18 protein-coding genes and 4 tRNA genes are annotated in these 19,530 nt (G+C 43.8%); 7 read left to right on the forward strand and 15 right to left on the reverse strand.

What is annotated here, in order from left to right; all coding sequences use genetic code 11:
• Positions 1-123: 123 nt before the first annotated feature.
• Positions 124-1,041, forward strand: a complete 918-nt coding sequence (locus DXX93_RS04605) for a LysR substrate-binding domain-containing protein (RefSeq protein WP_116009836.1) — start codon at positions 124-126, stop codon at positions 1,039-1,041.
• 79 nt (positions 1,042-1,120) lie between these two features.
• Here DXX93_RS04605 and DXX93_RS04610 read toward each other — a convergent pair whose 3' ends face one another.
• From DXX93_RS04610 to DXX93_RS04645, 8 genes are all read right to left on the reverse strand, one after another.
• Complete coding sequence (locus tag DXX93_RS04610) at positions 1,121-2,692, reverse strand: ATP-binding cassette domain-containing protein (RefSeq protein ID WP_258872588.1); 1,572 nt, start codon at positions 2,690-2,692, stop codon at positions 1,121-1,123.
• A gap of 474 nt (positions 2,693-3,166) precedes the next feature.
• Positions 3,167-3,242, reverse strand: a tRNA-Thr gene (locus DXX93_RS04615).
• Between the two features lie 87 nt (positions 3,243-3,329).
• Positions 3,330-3,405: transfer RNA gene (locus DXX93_RS04620), tRNA-Phe, on the reverse strand.
• 136 nt (positions 3,406-3,541) lie between these two features.
• Positions 3,542-3,617, reverse strand: a tRNA-Thr gene (locus DXX93_RS04625).
• A gap of 87 nt (positions 3,618-3,704) precedes the next feature.
• Positions 3,705-3,780, reverse strand: a tRNA-Phe gene (locus tag DXX93_RS04630).
• Positions 3,781-4,032: 252 nt separating this feature from the next.
• A complete protein-coding gene (locus tag DXX93_RS04635) occupies positions 4,033-4,323 on the reverse strand; it encodes a TMEM165/GDT1 family protein (RefSeq protein WP_220347551.1) in 291 nt (96 codons plus the stop codon).
• 27 nt (positions 4,324-4,350) lie between these two features.
• Positions 4,351-4,626, reverse strand: coding sequence for an oxidative damage protection protein (locus DXX93_RS04640; protein ID WP_116007038.1), 276 nt, complete (start codon positions 4,624-4,626; stop codon positions 4,351-4,353).
• Positions 4,627-4,723: 97 nt separating this feature from the next.
• Positions 4,724-5,317 carry an HD domain-containing protein gene (locus tag DXX93_RS04645; RefSeq protein ID WP_116007039.1) on the reverse strand — a complete coding sequence of 198 codons (594 nt, stop codon included), beginning with the start codon at positions 5,315-5,317 and terminating at the stop codon, positions 4,724-4,726.
• Positions 5,318-5,628: 311 nt separating this feature from the next.
• Between DXX93_RS04645 and DXX93_RS04650 the strand changes: the two genes are divergently transcribed.
• Complete coding sequence (locus DXX93_RS04650; RefSeq protein WP_181902141.1) at positions 5,629-6,795, forward strand: IS4 family transposase; 1,167 nt, start codon at positions 5,629-5,631, stop codon at positions 6,793-6,795.
• Between the two features lie 13 nt (positions 6,796-6,808).
• On the opposite strand, the gene DXX93_RS04655 is transcribed toward DXX93_RS04650, so the two are convergent.
• From DXX93_RS04655 to mutY, 3 genes are all read right to left on the reverse strand, one after another.
• Positions 6,809-7,777, reverse strand: coding sequence for an IS30 family transposase (locus DXX93_RS04655; RefSeq protein WP_116006822.1), 969 nt, complete (start codon positions 7,775-7,777; stop codon positions 6,809-6,811).
• A 380-nt stretch (positions 7,778-8,157) separates the two neighbouring features.
• Positions 8,158-9,030, reverse strand: a complete 873-nt coding sequence (locus DXX93_RS04660; protein ID WP_181902142.1) for a substrate-binding periplasmic protein — start codon at positions 9,028-9,030, stop codon at positions 8,158-8,160.
• A 114-nt stretch (positions 9,031-9,144) separates the two neighbouring features.
• On the reverse strand, positions 9,145-10,236 hold the full coding sequence (mutY, locus tag DXX93_RS04665) for an A/G-specific adenine glycosylase (RefSeq protein ID WP_116007042.1): 1,092 nt from the start codon (positions 10,234-10,236) through the stop codon (positions 9,145-9,147).
• Positions 10,237-10,412: 176 nt separating this feature from the next.
• Between mutY and DXX93_RS04670 the strand changes: the two genes are divergently transcribed.
• The 3 genes from DXX93_RS04670 (at position 10,413) to trmB (ending at position 12,222) form a co-directional block, all read left to right on the forward strand.
• Positions 10,413-10,748 carry a 50S ribosome-binding protein YggL gene (locus DXX93_RS04670; RefSeq protein ID WP_116007043.1) on the forward strand — a complete coding sequence of 112 codons (336 nt, stop codon included), beginning with the start codon at positions 10,413-10,415 and terminating at the stop codon, positions 10,746-10,748.
• Between the two features lie 78 nt (positions 10,749-10,826).
• Positions 10,827-11,369, forward strand: a complete 543-nt coding sequence (locus DXX93_RS04675) for a GNAT family N-acetyltransferase (protein WP_116007044.1) — start codon at positions 10,827-10,829, stop codon at positions 11,367-11,369.
• A gap of 130 nt (positions 11,370-11,499) precedes the next feature.
• Complete coding sequence (gene trmB / locus DXX93_RS04680; protein WP_116007045.1) at positions 11,500-12,222, forward strand: tRNA (guanosine(46)-N7)-methyltransferase TrmB; 723 nt, start codon at positions 11,500-11,502, stop codon at positions 12,220-12,222.
• A gap of 101 nt (positions 12,223-12,323) precedes the next feature.
• Here trmB and DXX93_RS04685 read toward each other — a convergent pair whose 3' ends face one another.
• From DXX93_RS04685 to DXX93_RS04700, 4 genes are all read right to left on the reverse strand, one after another.
• Positions 12,324-12,722, reverse strand: coding sequence for a hypothetical protein (locus DXX93_RS04685; RefSeq protein WP_181902143.1), 399 nt, complete (start codon positions 12,720-12,722; stop codon positions 12,324-12,326).
• A 108-nt stretch (positions 12,723-12,830) separates the two neighbouring features.
• Positions 12,831-14,069 carry an NADH:flavin oxidoreductase/NADH oxidase family protein gene (locus DXX93_RS04690; RefSeq protein WP_116007046.1) on the reverse strand — a complete coding sequence of 413 codons (1,239 nt, stop codon included), beginning with the start codon at positions 14,067-14,069 and terminating at the stop codon, positions 12,831-12,833.
• A gap of 180 nt (positions 14,070-14,249) precedes the next feature.
• Positions 14,250-14,729, reverse strand: coding sequence for a methylated-DNA--[protein]-cysteine S-methyltransferase (locus DXX93_RS04695; RefSeq protein WP_116007047.1), 480 nt, complete (start codon positions 14,727-14,729; stop codon positions 14,250-14,252).
• Between the two features lie 17 nt (positions 14,730-14,746).
• A complete protein-coding gene (locus DXX93_RS04700; protein ID WP_116007048.1) occupies positions 14,747-16,267 on the reverse strand; it encodes a DNA-3-methyladenine glycosylase 2 family protein in 1,521 nt (506 codons plus the stop codon).
• Between the two features lie 323 nt (positions 16,268-16,590).
• Between DXX93_RS04700 and DXX93_RS04705 the strand changes: the two genes are divergently transcribed.
• Together DXX93_RS04705 and DXX93_RS04710 are read left to right on the forward strand one after the other, a co-directional pair.
• Positions 16,591-18,177 (forward strand): sensor histidine kinase, encoded by a 1,587-nt coding sequence (locus DXX93_RS04705; protein ID WP_181902144.1) that lies wholly within the window; start codon positions 16,591-16,593, stop codon positions 18,175-18,177.
• Positions 18,178-18,726: 549 nt separating this feature from the next.
• Positions 18,727-19,395: a GntR family transcriptional regulator gene (locus DXX93_RS04710; protein WP_116007050.1), complete on the forward strand. Its 669-nt coding sequence runs from the start codon at positions 18,727-18,729 to the stop codon at positions 19,393-19,395.
• Positions 19,396-19,530: the final 135 nt, after the last annotated feature.

A 19,530-nucleotide genomic window follows, 5' to 3' on the forward strand; every position in this document is an offset into this window, starting at 1 on the left:
AAAGGCCTTAGTGATATGAGGTAGGAAAAAATCGCGGGCATTATAGAAGTAAGCTAAGGGTTTAAATAGTCAATGATTCCTTATATCATTGTTAAGTTAAACTTAATTGTAATTAAAAATGATATGAATTCTCAATTGCTAAGTCGTTTGAAGTTAATGGGGGTCTTCTGCCATGTGGTTGAAGCTGGCTCTATGCGTGAAGCGGCCGCTAAACTGGGTATAAGCCCGCCCGCGGTTAGTCAATTTATCAACCAACTGGAAAGCGAATTAGATGTTACTTTGCTTTATCGATCTACTCGCCGTATCAACGTGTCAGAAGCTGGTGAGAAGTTCTATCTACAAAGCAAGAAAATGCTTGCCGCAGCCGAGCAGGCCGAAGAAGTGATTCACCAGAGTCGAAGCGCAATAAGCGGTGAGCTTCGTATCGCTCTGCCAGTCGGCTTGGCAGCCAAACCCGCAGCACGAGCGCTCGCCCCATTATTTAAAGAGCACAAAGAGTTAAAGTTAACCTTGTTTGCCAGTGATGAAAGCATTGATCTGATCGACGAGCGTATCGATATCGTGATTGATTGTGGCGAAGCGATCGACTCTAGCTATATTTATCACTTACTTGGCAAAGCGACCAAAGTTATCTGCGCTAGCCCTAAATACCTGCAACAGCATGGCAACCCTGTTACCCCCAGAGAGCTGGGCGATCATACTTGGCTTGGCCTTGGTGATGTTGAAGCAAAAGGTGTGCTCAATCACGTTAGCTTACATCATGCAAAGTCAGCGAGCGCCAACTTTAAACCGTCACTGCGTTACGAGTTTAATGATCTCAATGCACTGATCAGCCATGTGCAGGAAGGATTAGGGGTTGCCCAGCTGCCGACCTTAGAAATTCAGCATTTACTTGATAATGGCGAGCTGGTTCCCTTATTACCCGATTGGCAAACTGACAAATACAATGTTTACGCGCTTACTCGCGATAAGAAGTACGCTTATAAAGTGCAAGCGGCACTGGCAGCGCTAAAACTTTATTTTGGTGATATGGAAAATTAGTACTTTTCAATACACCAGAGCGTAAATTCGCCAAGCGCCAAATGCCAGACGGCGAGAGTAGGGCGTATACCAACTTTACTCATAACCTATATTCACAGCTAACACCTGACTCTTTGGCAAAATCACTGTCGTGACTGATCAAGACAAAGCCACCATTGTAATCGCAGAGGGCTTTCGCGAGCATTTTTTTTGACGCTAGATCGAGGTGATTATCAGGCTCATCAAGCAGTAAAAATGGTTGATGGGCTTGATGGCTAATCACGAGCACCGCAAGCTTCATTTTTTCACCGCCACTCAGTTCTCTACCGATGCGATATACAGTATCACGACGAAATCCTATACCTGCGAGCAAGGTTCTAGCATCGGTTTCCGTCATCCCCTCGCACAGCGTCATTATGTTCGTTAGCATCGAAAGCTCATCTTGGATAACGCCAAAGTGTTGGTCTAAGTAGTAAACCGGGGTATTCACCATCAGCTCCCCTTGGGTTAAGGGCACTTCTCCTAATATAACCTTTAATAATGTCGACTTGCCTGAGCCATTGCAGCCTTTAAGGTGAAACTTATTATTGGCAAACACCTGTAACGCAATAGATTGTTGATTACCAAATGGTAATACGCCATCAAGTATTGAAATGGCTTTGTGCGAACTACTTTGCTGCGTTGCAATATGCAGTTTTTGAGGGCTGTTTTGCTCGTGCTTTTGGCTTAGCTCCTGTGTTTGCGATTGTAATTGCCGCTGTCGTGCTTGCGCGCTTTTATTACGGCTGGCGGTACTTGCACTGGCCTTGCCTTTCTTGAAGTCGAGCAGTATTTTGGACTGGCTGCCGCCTCTTCGCAGGCGGTTTCCTTGTGCCGCTCGCTGCTCTGCTTTTTCTCGGTTTAATTGCGCTTGTGTTGCGAGCTTTTTCTGGGCTTTGTTTAGCTGTGCTAACTGCCGCTCTATGGCGAGCAGCTCAGTTTGCTTTTGCTCAGCATAAAAATCATAGTTACCGCCATAAACATTTAATCCCGTGCGTGAAAGTTCCCAAATTTCATTCATTTCACGCAGTAATGTGCGGTCGTGGCTAATTAATAAAACAGTGCCTGCAAAATTATCAATCGCGTTTATTAGCCATTGCTTGGCACTTTCATCAAGATGATTCGAGGGTTCATCCAGTATTAGCAATTGCATGTCACTTTTGAGCAATTGCCACAGCTGTATGCGCGCCAGTTGACCGCCACTGAGCTTTGCACATGGGAAATTGGGGTCTTGTGGTAGGCCTAACTTTAGTAATTGTTGAGCGAGCAGGGCGGGTAAATGCCATTGCTCGCCAACTATTTCAAACCATTTGCCATCACAATCACCTGATTCAATGTTATTAATAGCCGTTAATACTTGGCTAACCCCCAGGTATTCTGCAATCGAAAGCTCACTGTCGAGCAATTCGCTTGCTTGTTGGCTATAAACAGCATATGAATTTGGCGGAGTTACTGTGCCTGATGAAGGGAGTCGCTCGCCACTAATGATTGAGGCCAATAGCGATTTACCAATGCCGTTTCTGCCGACTAAGCCAACACGCCGCTGGGTTAACGAGCAAGATAGATTTTCAAAAAGGGTTTCACCGTTATCAAATCGATACGAGATATTGTAAGCCTGTAATTCTGGCATCATCTGCCTCCTAAGTAATTAGGATAGCGGGCTTAGCGAACAGTTTTATTGCATCTCCTTATTGCGCATTTACATAGCAAAGTGCGTGATAAAGATAATTGATGCAGTAGCTCACAGCGACAAGCCATCTGAAAACACACAGCAAAAACTAGGCGTAAACTATGCTGTTTTAGCTTTGCTGGTTTTTGTATTTAGGCGAACTGAGCCTAAAAGGTAACGAGTGCCGTGAATATGGGAAAGTAAGCTACGCCGACTAATCCTGTAAATCCAAAAATAAAATGAAATATGGATAACAGACTTAGTTGTTCATGACGGCGTAACCTCAATAGAAAAGTTGGCACTATGTTAACGCTTTGGTTGTTTTTTCGTCAAGTATCTTTGATGTTATAGTTCCAGTGGTAGGGGCAGGGAGGCAAGCAGAGTAAATTTTAAGGGACAGACAAAAAAGCCCAGCAAAAGCTGGGCTTATCTGATAAATGGTGCCGACTGCCGGAGTCGAACTGGCGACCTACTGATTACAAGTCAGTTGCTCTACCAACTGAGCTAAGTCGGCACACAGAACTGTGTGCGATAAACAGGTGTTTATCTTGGCACCGAATAACCGACATTTACGTTAGTAAATATTCACTATTCAAAAGGATGGTGCCCAGAGGCGGAATCGAACCACCGACACGGGGATTTTCAATCCCCTGCTCTACCGACTGAGCTATCTGGGCTTCGGTTGGGTTTGAAAAGCTATTCAAAGAATAGGGATTTTCAATACTATTCCAAATGGCTCTACCGAATTGAGCTATCTGGGCAATTATCTAACTTAGTTAGACTTAGCAAATGCAAAGCATGAGCTAGAAAGAATGGTGCCGACTGCCGGAGTCGAACTGGCGACCTACTGATTACAAGTCAGTTGCTCTACCAACTGAGCTAAGTCGGCACACAAAACTGTGTGCGATAAACAAGTGTTTATCTTGGCACCGAAATATCGAAATTTATGTTTATAAATATTCACTATTTCAAAATATGGTGCCCAGAGGCGGAATCGAACCACCGACACGGGGATTTTCAATCCCCTGCTCTACCGACTGAGCTATCTGGGCTTCGGTAATAAAATCTCTTTCTCATAGAAGGGGATTTTCAATGCTATTCCAAATGGCTCTACCGATTTGAGCTATCTGGGCAAATTCTTTAAGCTACTTAAAGAGCTATTAGAACTTTGTCTTTTTGGCCGTGCCTTGAAGACGGGCGCTATTAAACTTCTTTTGCGAAATAAGGTCAACTACTTTTTTTAAATAATTATTTGTTTGTTGTTTTTTTACACGTTGTCGCTATTTAGTGTACAAATGTCGGTATTAAGCGCTGTAAATAGTCCAAACTCCGATAGCAATAAAGCCAACACCAGCAACGTAAGCTAGTACTTTTTCACTGATATAAGCGGATAAAAATGTGCCAGCAAGCACGCCAACGGCTGAAGCAACAATTAACGCAGCGGATGCGGCGGCAAATACCATCCATTTACTGATTTCTTTATCGGCTGCAAATAACATAGTGGCGAGCTGGGTTTTATCACCCAGCTCTGCGATAAAAACGGAAGCGAATATTGTGAAAAATACGCGCCAGTCAATACTTAAAAAACTATCCATTACTTCGTTAACACTTTTGCCCGTTAACTAGGACTTATTTTCGGGTACGTAACCTTCAATTTCAGGCTCTTTGCCTTCGAATAGGTAACCCACCATGGCTTGCTCTAGAAAAGCGCGATCATCTGGGTTCATCATGTTCATCTTTTTCTCGTTGATTAACATGGTTTGCTTTTTCTGCCAGTTACCCCATGCTTCTTTACTGATGTTGTCAAAAATACGCTTGCCAACTTCACCAGGGTAAAGCTGAAAGTCTAATCCTTCTGCTTCTTTTTGTAGGTTTTGGCAAAATACCGTTCTGCTCATGATTATTCTCGTCTTTAAAAATTGGTGCTAATTATACGTATAAACTTGCTCGCTAGAAAATGATTCGACAAATCATTGGCTATGCTGGCTATATAAATTACTCCGTCAGTAACCAACCGTTAGCCGTGGCAATGTCTATTTGCTCTAGAACATAAGCCCATAGTTTGGGCGCTGATGATTCCAAATGCTTATTGCGATTAATAACTTGCTGCTTATAAACCGTGTTCTGCGCCCAGCTACCTCCGTAGTTCTTCATATTCTGAATCAGTGGCAAAATGCGATCCATTGCTTTGGCAAAACTTGCATCCGGTGTTTCGGCTTGTTCGAATTCGTGCCAGAGCGCAGTAAAGTGTTCTTTTTGAGGGGCAGGTAGTAGGCCGAAAATACGATTGGCTGCGGCAATCTCTTTGTCTGATTGCTCGGCAAGGATCGCTTTTTCGTCAAAAGCAAAGGTATCGCCGGCATCAATTTCTACGATATCGTGCAGCAGCAACATCAATGTTACGCGTGAGATGTCTACGTTACCTTCCGCATATGGCGCTAGTACGTGTGCCGTTAAGGCGATGTGCCAGCTGTGCTCGGCACTGTTTTCAAAGCGATTGTTGTCTGTTTTGATCAGGGCGCGGCGATAAACGGCTTTTAATTTATCTAGCTCTAAAATGAAGTCGAGTTGTTGTGACAGTTCTTTCATTACTACTCCGCTAAAGAAAGGTATAAGCCAAGCTGATATGAGTGCTTATACCAATTGAAATAACTACTTAATCATTCAGCGAGAATTAAAAGGCTTAGAGGCACAGGTTATATGCTCCATGCATAACCTAAGTACCTACATCCATGTAGGCAAGGCATTGATTGCAGAGAATGGTCGCTCCCTTGTCAAAATCAATAACGCAGCATATGAGCCTTTTAAACTCGCCCTTTGGGCTGAGGAATCCCCAAAAAGTGACAGGCATAACAATTTGTGATCTTATTGAATCGCCAAACACAATAAGGACAACTGTTATGCCTGTAAAATCACTATGCCACAACTACTTTAAAAATACGCTATCTTCCTTCAATCGCGCACGCATGAAAACCTTAATGCTCAGTGCCGATGCGTTAATTGACTCGAATCGGTTAACTCTCACTGATATAGGTCGACACCTCGAAGGAAAAGCGTTCAGTAAAAACAAAATTAAACGAATCGACAGATTTTTAAACAATGACCACTTACAACGAGAGCTTATTGACATTTACCGTGCGCTTGCCAAGCCCGTTATAAGCCAATTGCCATACCTAGTCATTGCTGTCGACTGGAGTGGGTGCTGTGGCTCAAATTATCATTTGTTACGCGCTAGTTTATTGGTCGATGGTCGCTCAATGACGCTCTACAACATGGTTGTTGAAGAAAAGGATAAGGAAACCCGTACCACTCATCAATTGTTTCTCTCACGATTAAGTCACATATTGGCGGGGCATGCGAAAGTGTATATCACATCTGACGGCGGCTTTTTAACACCTTGGTATGCCGAAGTACTTGCCCACGGATGGGATTTTATTGGTCGACTGCGAGGTACAATGAAGTGCCAATTGAAACAGCAGCCAACGCAATGGCAAACCTTAGCGCAGTTAAGAAAGGACGCCAGTTGTACACCTAAAAATTTAGGGAGCGCAAGGTTAACGCAACACAGCAAAACGGGGTGCCAAGCGAGCCTGCACCTTTATCAAGGTGAGCACAGAGGCCGACGCGGGAAAAGCCGCTTTACTAAGGATGATAAAATGTACCGCAACCTTGCTCATGAACCTTGGCTCATCGCGACATCTGATGCCGAGCTAACAAGTCGCGAAGTAATCAATTTGTACGCTAAACGTATGCAAATAGAGCAAAACTTTAGAGATGACAAAAGTGAGCAGTATGGTTTTTCTTGGCGGTTTAGTCGAACGATGGGCATTAAACGGATGAGCATACTGTGCCTTATCGCTTGTGTAGCAAGCTTGGTACTCTGGCTTATTGGCTTTGAAGCAGAAAGAAGAAAATGGCACTTTAGGTTCCAAGCAAATACCGTGAGAAAGCGGCGCGTGCTTTCATTTCTGTCACTCGCCAAAAATATTGTCAAACAATGCCCTCACCAGTTAACAAAGAGGTTTATCAAAAGGAGTTGGTTAAATTTCATTCTTGAATTCAACTAATAAGTGCAATCGTTTATGCAGCCACTAATTTCTCTGGCTGACCGGTAAATAATTCATAAGGTGTTTTATAACCTCTTGTCTTTCTTGGGCGGTGATTGAGCTTATCAACTGCCGCCTGAATTTCTTCTTCACTAAGCGCCATAAAGTCTGTGCCTTTGGGAAAGTAACGTCGCAGTAAACCGTTAGTATTCTCATTGATACCTCGCTCCCACGAAGCGTAAGGGTGGGCGAAGTACACATCCGCTTCTAGCGCTTGAGCAATTCGCTCATGTTGAGCAAATTCTTTACCATTATCGAAGGTAATCGTCAGTACCTTTTCTTTGAGTGGCATAACACTATCAATGATAGCGTCTGCTGTAATATCAGCATGTTTGCTCTCAATACGCCTAACAACGGTATAAAGTGTCTTTCGCTCAACCAGTGTGACAAAGGCGTGTTGGCGCCCTTTTCCTATAACAGTATCACCTTCCCAATCACCAAGACGAGATTTTGTGTCAACTACCGCTGGGCGTTCATCAATACCGACACGGTTCACAAGTTGGCCACGCTTACTATAGCGGCCATAGCGTTTTTGGTATTTTTTACCTGCTCTGGTGAGAGATTTATACAGTTGACCACCTTGGGCTTTATCCTGATAAATATAGCGGTAAATACTCTCATGGTGCAGGGAAAGCTTTTCTTCTAATTTAATCCGTCCAGTAATTTGCTCTGGGCTAAAGTCTTGCTCAAGCAACCACTTAATCCAACCTTGGACCTGCTCTGTGATTTTGACTGACTTAGTAGCCGATTGACGTCTTTGTTTAGCCAATTGGTGAGCTTGTTTTGGTCGATAGCCCCTCAATCCTTTATTGCGTCGTATCTCGCGTGAAATGGATGACGGACTGCGCTCTAAAATTTCAGCTATCTCTTTTTGACTATGTTTTGCTTTTAACAAAGCGTAAATCTGGTATCGTTCAGCTTGTGTCAGCTGTTTGTAGTTCATAAGGCTATTTCCTTTGGCGAGAAAGTAGCCGAACTATAACAGCTGGCCACCTAACCTGAGAAATTGCACTTATTATGCGAATCTAAGATTAACGACTACAACAAGATAATCATTGTATGATAAATGGGGATCCCTCAGCCCTTTGGGAGCGTGTCAGCGTCGCGATAATTGCACCAAATTCATTGGATGTAGAATAACTATATCGGCATAAATTTGGCTTATTCCCCACCGCTGACAACGCTCTGAATTGATCAATTAATTAATTCAATTGGTATTGAACGTGTTTTGCTTGGCCAGTAGTCTAATTGGCTGTGATTGTAGCACTGTATTGGCCATGTTACTCACACAAGTCAGCAGTTAGAAAAATACTGACGTGCTGGTTATTTGCCAACTGATGTTTGCTTTAAAAAGCCGTATTTAATTCTCAATTGGTTGAGCTCAGGGGTGAGGGCGTCGAACGCCTTTTGATATTGGCTCACAATTTCCTTTGGTACTTGCTTGTTAAATGCAAAGTAGTCACCAATCTCTGCGAGTAAACTAACGACCTTATATTGATGGGCTTTCTCCGGTGCCTGTTTTAATACAGCGTTAAATCCTGACTCTGAAATTGCCAGTAAATCTACCCTTTGATTAGCTAGAAGTGATTCGGCGTGTTTCATATCAGCAGCTTCAAATAAGTGTTTGGCGCCTTTTTTATGGAGCAGCACTTTGGTGATGTCATCGCGAATTACCGCAATAGAGTGTTGATAAGCCAGTTCTTCACCTGCGCTAATATCACTTAGGCTGGTATCAGCAAGTGTATTGTTGGCGACTAAAATGTAGCGAGCCGTAAAAATTGGCCCAACCCATTGGAAGAGATGTTCACGCGCTTGGTAGCGTGATGTGGCAAATAATACCGCATTGGCTTCATTTTGGAGTGAGCGATAACCTCTTGCCCACGGAATAACTTGAATGGGTTGCGCTTGCTGCCCTAACTCTTGCCAAATCAGGTGCAAAGCTTCAATTGAAATGCCTGAAAGTTTACCGTGCTGGTAAAAACTGGAAGGAGGGTAAACCTCAGTATAAAAATTGAGACTAAGGTCGGGGCGCGTCCTATCGACATTAATTTCAGGGGGCTTTTGTTTTAAATCCCTTTGTTTTAGGTGCTTTTGCTCTAGCGGCTGGGCTGGTAATTTTGGGGGAGCTAATACCTCAAGCGCTAATTGATGTAATTGAGCGTTAGCGCCAGCTGATACAAAGTAGCTGGTAGCCAATAGGCTCAAGCCAATACTGCACTTAACAAAACTGCACCCAACAAAAGCAATCCAACGAAACATCAAGGGCAAGATGGGATTCAAAAATAAGGTATAGGCTATTATTAACCGAACTTACCAATGATTGCCATTCAATTCTTTAATTTCACTCAATATTTTCACTGTTGATGCCGCAAAGCCAAGGGCGGATTCTTGCGATATACTCAGCCATTTATGCCCCTTGTACTCGTTAACCGTGTTTGCATCATTGTGCTTACACTCCACTAACACTGGCGTTATATCTAAATGAAAATGGCTAAAGGTGTGTCGAAACTCGGTCAGTTTGGTAGTTTTTATGCTTGTTAACCCCAGTTTATTCATCGCCTCTGGGATTTGCGTTTGACACTGTGTTTCAACAAAACACCATAGACCTCCCCAGATGCCTGACGGCGGCCTTTTTTCGAGTAACACTTGGTCATCCATTTTCGGAATAATCATCACACATTGTCTGACTGGTGTTTCTTTCTTGGGCTTTTTCTGAGGAAAGTTCGCCTGCTCACCTGTAGCATTGGCCAGGCAAACTTCCTCAACTGGGCAGCTATCACATTTTGGTTTGCTGCGCGTGCAAATAGTGGCACCCATATCCATCATGGCTTGATTGAAAAACGCTACCCCCTCAGCCGGGGTAAGCTTTTCAGCAATCGGCCAAAGGGCTTTTTCATACTTAGCTTGGGCGTTGTGGCCTTCCACTAAATAGCAGCGCGCCAAAACACGTTTTACATTGCCGTCTAAAATAGGGTGGTGCTGACCAAGCGATAGGCTAAGTATGGCACCTGCTGTTGAGCGGCCAATGCCGGGCAGGGCGATGACTTGTTCAATTTCTTTGGGAAACTCACCACCGTGCTCAGCGACAATTTGTTTTGCTGCTTTGTGAAGGTTGCGCGCGCGCGCGTAGTAGCCAAGCCCTGTCCAATGATGTAGCACATTGTCTTCATCAGCTTGTGCCAACGCTCTGACATTGGGAAAGCTTGCCATAAAACGCTCATAGTAAGGGATTACGGTTGCTACTTGGGTTTGCTGTAGCATAATTTCAGAAATCCAAACGCGATAGGGCGTTTTATTTTGCTGCCACGGTAAGTGCTTTCTCCCTTTTTTGCGATACCAAATAAGTATGTCGTTGCCAAAGGCTTTGGCTGACTGGGCGGATATTGTGATTTGATCTGTCATAGCGGCGACAGTGTAGCGAAAACTAGCACTGGAAAAAAGTGAGTTGCAAGATTAACCAAAGCTTACTCTTGGTCGCTGATATTGGATCAACAAAAAGATCATCACAAAAACCTTGTTTGTTACGACGAGTTCGCTCTATGCTCTTGCCTGTGTAATTAAGTAACTGGAAATGTGAAATGAAAGCTCAAGCAAAAAACCGTAGCCGTCGATTGAGAAAGAAACTGCGAGTTGATGAATTCCAAGAGTTAGGGTTTGATATCGCGTGGCAATTGCCTGCTGATTCAAGCGAAGATAAGGTTGATAGTTTTGTTGACGATTTTATCGTGCAAGTTATTGAGCCACGCGGCCTTGGCTTTGGGGGAGAAGGCGACACCTTGTGGCACGGTTTAATTTGTACAATGAAAATCGGTAAATGCACGGAAGAAGACCGCCAAGCAGTTGAGCGCTGGTTAACCGACAATGGCGCGACCGCGGTTTCTGTGTCTGAACTTTATGATGTTTGGTGGGCATAAGCTCATCACGCAAAATTGCTGTCACAGAGTTCAGTGCTGAGAACTTAATGCTTTCAAGGAAGACAAGGATAAACAGTAATGATTCAAGCGCTCCAGTCTATTCATCAATTGTCTGAGCAACTCAAGTTAAAACCGCTAGTAATAGAAGACGCCCAAGCGCTCTTTGCTGAAATTAGTGAGAGCCGAGCGCAATTGGCGAAATACCTTTATTGGGTTGATGGTGTTACCGATGTGGTATCAACTGAGTGTTACATTGACGAACGCATTAATAGCGGCTTACCTAGTGCAACTTGGTTTACCATTATCAATGGCGAGCGGGTTTGCGGTGTGTTCGGCATTAAATATATCGACGGCGATAAACACTTGGCTGAAGTTGGTTATTGGCTAGGTACGAATGCCCAAGGTAGAGGGGTGATTAGCCAAATTATCACTTATATAAAGGCTTTTTTAAAACAGCATCAAGTGCGCGACTTGGTGATTGCGTGTTTAGCGCAAAATAACGTGAGTATTCGCGTTGCTGAAAAAGCTGGCGGTAAGCTGGTGAGCGTAGAGCCCAAAGCTATGGTTATCGACGGCCAAGCCCAAGCGCTGCTTACTTACCAAATTTCTTTATCCGCTTAATCCTATTCGATATTTATTTCGTAAGCTTGAGCGTTAATAGATTATCGCTTTTGAATGCTCACTCTTTCTTGAGTTTGAACTGCTAACATAAGATAATACGCCGCCATTTTAACCGCTAAGACAATTTTCGATGACAGAAAGAACCCACAAAACCATTGAGCAAGCAAAGCAGGAAGGTAAGTACATTCGCACGGTACGCAGCTTTGTGAAACGCGAAGGACGCTTAACCAAAGGTCAGTCGCACGCGTTGGAAAACCATTGGCAAGACATGGGCTTAAACCATCAAAATGAGTTACTCGACTACTCAGCTGTATTTGGCAATGAAAACCCTGTTGTGCTGGAAATCGGTTTTGGTATGGGGAAATCTTTGGTCGAAATGGCGAAGAACGCACCTGAGTTAAATTACATCGGTGTTGAAGTTCACCGCCCAGGTGTGGGGGCCTCTATTGCACTTGCGGTTGAACAGGACGTTACCAATTTAAAAGTGTATGAGCATGACGCCATCGAAGTGTTAGCGGATTGTATTCCAGATAACAGCTTGACCACAGTGCAACTGTTTTTCCCAGATCCATGGCACAAGAAAAAGCACCACAAGCGCCGTATTGTAAAGCCTGAGTTTGTTGAAACCATTCGTCAGAAGCTAAAAGTGGGTGGTGTTTTCCACATGGCAACCGATTGGGAAAACTACGCAGAATGTATGTTAGAAGATATGCAAAGTGCGCCTGGCTTTGAAAACTTATCTGCAACTAACGATTATGTGCCACGCCCAGACAGTCGCCCATTAACCAAGTTTGAAAACCGAGGTCAGCGTTTAGGTCACGGCGTATGGGATTTACAATTTAAGAAACTTTAAACACTTTACGTTATACAGCATGTTTAAAATAACAAGCAGCGCCGTGAATTCGGCGCTGCTTTTTTTATGTTTGCTTTAGCTTAAAGGTGATAGCTAAAAAGTTATAAGCTAGCCTCACTCGACGACAGCGCGTCGTCATTGCTAATTTGCTCTTTAAATTCAGCGAGTTTGTCTTGCTCAATAAAAAACAAATGTTGCCGGTAACGCTTATTACCAGATTGCGCTAACCAAGCCTCGTCAACTAACTGCCAATGAATAGCGGCTTGTAAAATACGACTTGGATATTGCCCCCAGTAATATTGGCAAGCTTGAATATGTGCTTCGTTATTTGGTGTAAGCTCACTGCGCTCACTCACTAGCTTTTGCTCAAGGTGAGCCAGTACCTTAGGCTTTAACACGGTTACTATCTCGCGCTTAAAGCGATTAAAACGCTTAGCGCGATAAAGTTGCCATGCCATCCAAACAAGCAGCGAGGCCGCGGCGAACGCTAAAATTTCCACAGTAAGTTGTTACTCAATATATTGCAAAGCTTCTAGCGCGCATACTAGCAGCATACGCGCCAAAACATAAGGAAAGTCGCTACTTCAATTTGCTCTCAGCTATCGGTGTTAGCTAAGCTCATGTTGATGTTGCTTGCGGTAGCGTTTGGTCAGTTTCGCTTTGTTGAGCTGATCTTTGATCAGACAGCACAGCGCAGAAGGCGATGTATTTGGAGCCTTCCCTTTACCCAAGCGTTTTAGCTGTTGTTTAACGACAGACATAGTGGCAAGGCCACTCAAGGTTTTGTCTTTCCAATTAACCACTGGCAGTGGAGCAACATAGTCAGGCTGTGTCTGCCATTTATTTGGCAAGTCGGGGCGCATCGCCAGTGCTGTTCCCATGCCAACTAATTGAATGTTTTCTGCTAATGCTTGCTCGGCAACGGCTAAGCGTTTAACGCCGCCGGTCACCATGATTGGCATAGTGGCACTTTTCGCTATTTGGCTAGCGAATGTCAGGAAGTAGGCTTCGCGCGCTAACGTTCGTTCGTCAGCACTTCGCCCCTGCATCGCTGGTGCTTCATAACTACCACCTGAAACTTCAATAAAGTCCAAATTATATGGTGCGAGCATTTTGACTACTTGCTCGGCATCGTCAATATCAAAACCGCCGCGCTGGAAGTCGGCAGAGTTGAGCTTGATGGAAATAATGAACCCTTGCTCGACATTGGCTTTAATTTGTTTGACGATCTCAATCAAGATACGCGTGCGATTTTCAATACTACCGCCCCAACGATCATCGCGTTTATTGGTTAAAGGGGAAAGAAATTGGCTAAGCAAATAGCCGTGTGCCGCGTGAATCTCTACGCCGTCAAAACCTGCTTGTTGCGCGCGCTGGGCGGTAATGGTGAAGCGATTGATAACATCTTGAATATCATCTTGGCTCATCGGAGTTGGCTTGGGAAACATATGGCTGTGTTTGCCCATATCTAATGGGATGTCAGACGGCGAAAAGACTTTTCCGCCCATATTTTTAAACACTTGGCGGCCAGGGTGGTTGATCTGCATGATAACTTTTGTGTCGCCGTGTTTGGCCGCCTGCGCCCATGTGCGAAACGCGGATAAATCTGTGTCAGCCTCCAAAGCAACACCGCCGGGGCCTGTCATCGCTAAGTGATCAACCATGACATTTCCGGTAATTAGCATACCAACTCCACCCGCTGCCCACTGGCTGTAGAGACGGATCAATTCGGTACTTGGCAATTGCTGTGAGGTTGCCATGTTTTCTTCCATTGCAGCTTTGACCAAACGGTTTTTTACGGAAATGCCGCTACTGAGTGTTAATGATGAATAAATTGGGGAGTTCATATAGTTATCTACGTTATTATTATTTTTACCGATGAGTAAAATATTGTGCCGATATGTGCCGAGAAGTAAATAGTACCGTGTTTGAACTAAATGCCTAGCAGTTTTATGTTTCTCTTTTCTTGCTTCATTTTGCCTTCTTATGCTTGTTGTATGTCTCGATTTTTTGTTGCCGCTGAGCCGCTAGGGTTTAAAATCAGCTTGTTCGTGCATCAACAGTTTGGCTTTTAATGCCAGCCCGCCCGCATAGCCCGTTAGCCTTTTATTGGCGCCAATAACTCGATGGCAAGGAATGATAAGGGCAATGGGATTCGCGCCATTAGCACTGCCTACAGCGCGTACTGCCTTTTCGTTGTTGATATGTTTAGCGAGCCAGCCATAACTGACGGTTTTACCATAAGGAATTTCGGTTAGTGCTTGCCAAACACTTTGCTGGAAAGGTGTACCTTGCGGGGAAAGCGCTAAATTAAATTGTGTTCTTGTACCTGCAAAATACTCAGATAATTGCTGTTTTATCTCAATAAACGGCTGCTCGCCAGCTGTTGAACCTTGTGTAAACTCAATCGGCGCAGCTCCTTGTTGGAAGGCAAGGGCGGTAATACCCTTATCGTTGGCAGTAATTGCAATTTCACCCAGTGGTGATTGATAAGTTGTGTGATACATCTTGTTTCATCCTGTTTTTAAGTTGTGGCTGTTATTTTTTCTTGTAGCGATAGCCACAAATATAATGTGGCGTAAGCTCGCCAAGGCTGCCATTTATCGGCGCGTGCAAGTATTTGTTTTACACTTGGCTTTTTATCTTCAACGCTAAGCGCCTTGATCACGCCTAAATCGCTGGCTGGAAACGCATTGGGATCACTCAAGCCGCGCATCGCAAGGTAGTTTACCGTCCATGGACCAATGCCTTTTATCGCCACGAGCTTGTCAGTGAGTTCGCTTAGCGATTGATAATGAGTAAAAAGTGTTTGATTCGCTTGGTAGAAAGCTACCCAGCGTTTTAACGTATCAATACGCGATTGCGTTAAGCCAAGTTGTTGGAAGTCCGCTGCTTTTAAGTCGTTAACGGTTGGGAAGCACTTATTTAGTTCAGGATGCTGTTGGTTCAGCACTTGCCCATACTTATCTGCAATACGGCCTGCATAGGTAGTTGCTGCCTTGACGGATATTTGCTGCCCCAAAATGGCCCGAATAGAAAACTCAAAAATGTCCCAGCAACCGGGTAAGCGTATGCCCGGGTTTTGCTCAATTTGTTTAGCAAGCAGTTTGTCGGTCGCTAAATGCTGATGAATAACCGACATATCTGCATCTAAATCAAACAGCTTGCGCACTCTCGAGATAACTTGATCAAGCACTGATAGCTCAGACAAGGCAACGGTTAGCTTTAGGGCGTTCCTGTCTTTGATGTGAGTGACTTCAATCCAGCCAGTAACTGTACCTAAAGTGATAGTGCGTCGATAACTATTGCCATCGATTAGCTCAATACCCGGCAGCTGACGAAGCTTGAAAAAAGTTAGCATTGCTTGCCAGTCAAACGGTGGACGATAGTTGAGTAATACCGATACTTCATTACTGTGAAATACTTTGCTCAATCGACTGCGCACTTGTTTTGGTGTTTCGTGGTAAGTTGTTTTTATTGCCTCGTTAAAGCGACGAATACTGGCAAATCCAGCAGCAAAACAGACCTCTGCAATGGGTAAGTTGGTGCCTGTCAGCAACTGCCTCGCTTTGAGTAATTTCTGATGCTGTGCATACTTATTCGGTGGTAAACCAAAATGTTGTAAAAACAAGCGCCTTGCTTGACGCTCTGATATCGCAAACCGAGTCGCTAGCTCAGCCACTGACAAGCCTTCATCTATTGCATCGGCGAGTTTTTGAATAGGCGGAGCAAGCTTTTGCTGCGGCGCTAACTCTGGAAAACAGCGTTTACAAGGGGCGTACCCGGCATGTTGTGCCTGCGCTGCCGTTTGAAAATAGCGCACGTTTTCTTCTTTGGGTGCTCTGGCAGGGCAAATAGGCCGACAAAATATGCCCGTTGTCAGCACTGCTGTGTAAAATTTGCCATCAAATCTGGCGTCTCGACTTAGCCTTGCCTGCTGGCATATTGCTGGGGTTAGCCAATTTGCCTGAATAACTTGAGACTTTTCAAGTTCTTGTTTATCAATATTTTGCTTTTCAATTGGCTTGTCTTTTGAACACGTCATGGTCAATCAGTTATCGATTGGTAATGCCGATTAGTGTAACAAAAAACACTCAGCCAACTGGCGATAATCGGCCATCAATTCAAGATTAATTATCGGAAAAACTGCTTTCTGGTTAACCAGTTAACCCTAAACATGGATGTATAAATGCCGTTAAGGTAAGCGTTTTTTTGTTGCTAAATTGTTAATTAGTTGAGCAAAACTCGCGATTGTATTGACAAGCAGGTGAAACTCGCTATAAAGGTGTTTAGCCTGTGTGGTTTAACAATTTTTATCATCAGTTTTTAATTGCTTTACAGGTTCTTTTTCGAGCGTATGGAATGCCAATGAATGACATGTTTTACTATGACAATAGACTAAGCCGACGCGTACTTGGCTACATTCTACTGTGCAGTGTGCTTTTGTCGCTGGTCTCTACAGGCATTCAGCTCTATTCAGATTACAAAGACTCCCTTTTGCGCCTAGAGCAGCGCTTCAACAATATTGAAACCAGTTATATCCCTTCAATGGCAACCAGTTTATGGGACTTTAATAAGTCATTGATGGAGCAGCAAATCAAAGGTATCGCCGATCTGCCTGACATAGTGTATGTCAAGGTAATAACAGATTTAGGTAGCACTTACGATGTTGGTGACGAGAGCAACACGGTACAGCAACTATTTCGCCAGTATCAAATCAACTACGGCGACAATGAAATAGGTGTGCTGGAAGTTTATGCCAACTACGCTGACATCTATCAACGCTTATGGCAAAAAGCGGGCGTTATTATCGCCACAGAAACAATGAAAATATTTGTTGTCATCTTTGTCATCATGCTTGTTGGCCATTTGCTTGTTGCTCGCCACATCTACCGCATTACCGATTATGCTCAACAACTTGCCACGGATAACTTAGACGTTAGTCTGCACTTAGACGGTCGTCGTAAAAACAAAGATGAGTTAGATATCTTAGTTGATGCGATAAATAAGATGCGAATTCGTATCAAGGATGACATTGTTAAATTGGAAGAAGCCGAAAATGCACTGCTCAGCCTTAACGGTGAACTGGAAGTAAAAGTATTTGACCGCACTGCCAAGTTGCAGGAAAGCAATGCGCAATTACAGCAGTCGCTTGACGATCTAACACTGGCGAAAGATCAGCTGGTTCAATCGGAAAAAATGGCGTCACTGGGGCAGTTAGTTGCGGGTGTTGCTCACGAAGTAAATACGCCACTTGGTATTTGTGTAACGTCAATTACGGCGCTTAAAGAGAAAGTAGATGCGCTGAAAAAAGCGGTAGAAGACCAAGAGCTTACCAAGTCGCAATTGTCTGACACATTGGATTTGCTCTGTGAGTATCAGCAAATAATTGAACGCAGTTTAGACAAGTCTGTAGAGCTAATCCGCGGCTTTAAGTCGGTGGCGGTTGAGCAGCATACCGATCCCGAGCTGAGAATTAACCTAGCTCAGCATGTTAATGATGTGGTGAACACAGTAAAAACTATGTTCAAACGCAAGAAGTACAACATTAATATCGAGCTAGACGAGCAGTTTGAGTTTGTTACTTTCCCAAGTGCTTGGAACCAAATTCTGACCAACTTTTTAATGAACTCTCATATTCATGGCTTTGAAGGGCGTGATGATGGCAACATCTCAATTAAGTTCACTGAAAATAACGGTTACCTTACGCTGCTTTATCAAGATAACGGCCACGGTATTAGTGCCGAGGTGAAAAAAACTATTTTTGACCCCTTTGTTACCACCAAACGTGGACAAGGTGGCTCTGGACTAGGGTTGAATATTGTATTTAATTTAGTGCACTCAAAACTGGGGGGAACGATTACCTGCCCTGACGTTGAGACTGGTTGTTGCTTTAAAGTGAAAGTACCGGTTGAGTACGTTGAAAGCGCTGTTATTCGGGAGTCAATTGCGTAGCCAAAGTTTGCTGTGACGCGATAATGTGATTGGCACTGTTGACGTATATGGCGCATTCGTCTCGTTAAAAACAATTGTGCGCATAGTTATACCAATTGAATTAATTAATTGATCAATTCAGAGTGCTGTCAGCGGTGGGAGAACAAGCCAAATTTTTGTTGATATAGTTGTTCTACATCTCATCAATTTGGCGCCGTTATCGCGATGCTGCCACGCTCCCAAAGGGCGAGTTTAAAAGGCTCATATGCTGCGTTATTAATTTTGCTTTTCATGCAAAAAAGGGGAGCGACCATTCTCTGCAATTAATGCCTTGCCTACATGGATGTAGGTACTTAGGTTATGCATGGAGCATATAACCTGTGCCTCTAAGCCTTTTAATTCTCGCTGAATGATTAAGTAGTTATTTCAGTTGGTATTATCCTAGATTTTTGGTTAATCCTTCCAATATTGACTCTCTTACTTTCTTCACAACGATATAAAAGTTCTACGGAACTTTTGTATTCAAAATACCATCTTTATACTAATGGAACATAATTAAGGAAAATTAACATGGCTATCGTATACAAAACTCGAACACAACTGGTCGTTGAAACCATTCGAGAGAAAATCCTCAGTGGTGAAATTACTGCCGGACAGCCGCTTCGACAAGCCGCTTTGGCGGAAGAGTTAAATGTTAGCCGCATTCCTGTGCGGGAAGCACTACTGCAGTTAGAAGCTGAGGGGTTAACCTCATTTGAACCACACAAAGGCGCTACGGCAACTGAGCTAAATGTTGATCAAGTCGACGAATTATTTGAGTTAAGGGCAATGCTAGAAGCTGATTTACTCGCTGCATCAATACCTAACTTAACTGACGAAGACCTAGAGCAAGCACAGCTGCTACTGGCGAAATTAGATAATGCCCTTGGTAAAGAAAACGCTGCCAATACCTGGAGCCAGCTCAATTCTGATTATCACAACTGCTTGTATTCAGCAGCCCAGCGCCCGCAAACTCAAGACTTAGTTGATACGCTAAACAAGAATGCCGATCGCTATATTCGCATGCACCTGTTGTGGGCTGGCGGTATTTCTAAGGCGGAATCTGAGCACAATGATTTACTGCGTTTGTGTCAATTGCGTAAGGTTGACGAGGCTGTTGATTTATTGAAACAGCACATTTTAGGATCGCGCGATGAAATTAAAGCGTTTTTAATCGCTCGGGAAAAAGGAAATAAATAAAAAGTTTTAATATCATGTTGTTAGCTGTGTTTGTTGGTAATTACTAACGTTCGCGGCAATTGACATTTTTCATACAAATCTATACTATTCTCGCCCTTAAAAAGACCAGCATCCAAGACTAGACGGCCTAAAAGC

Origin of the sequence: Thalassotalea euphylliae (genome assembly GCF_003390335.1) — a bacterium.
GTDB lineage: Bacteria > Pseudomonadota > Gammaproteobacteria > Enterobacterales > Alteromonadaceae > Thalassotalea_F > Thalassotalea_F euphylliae_B.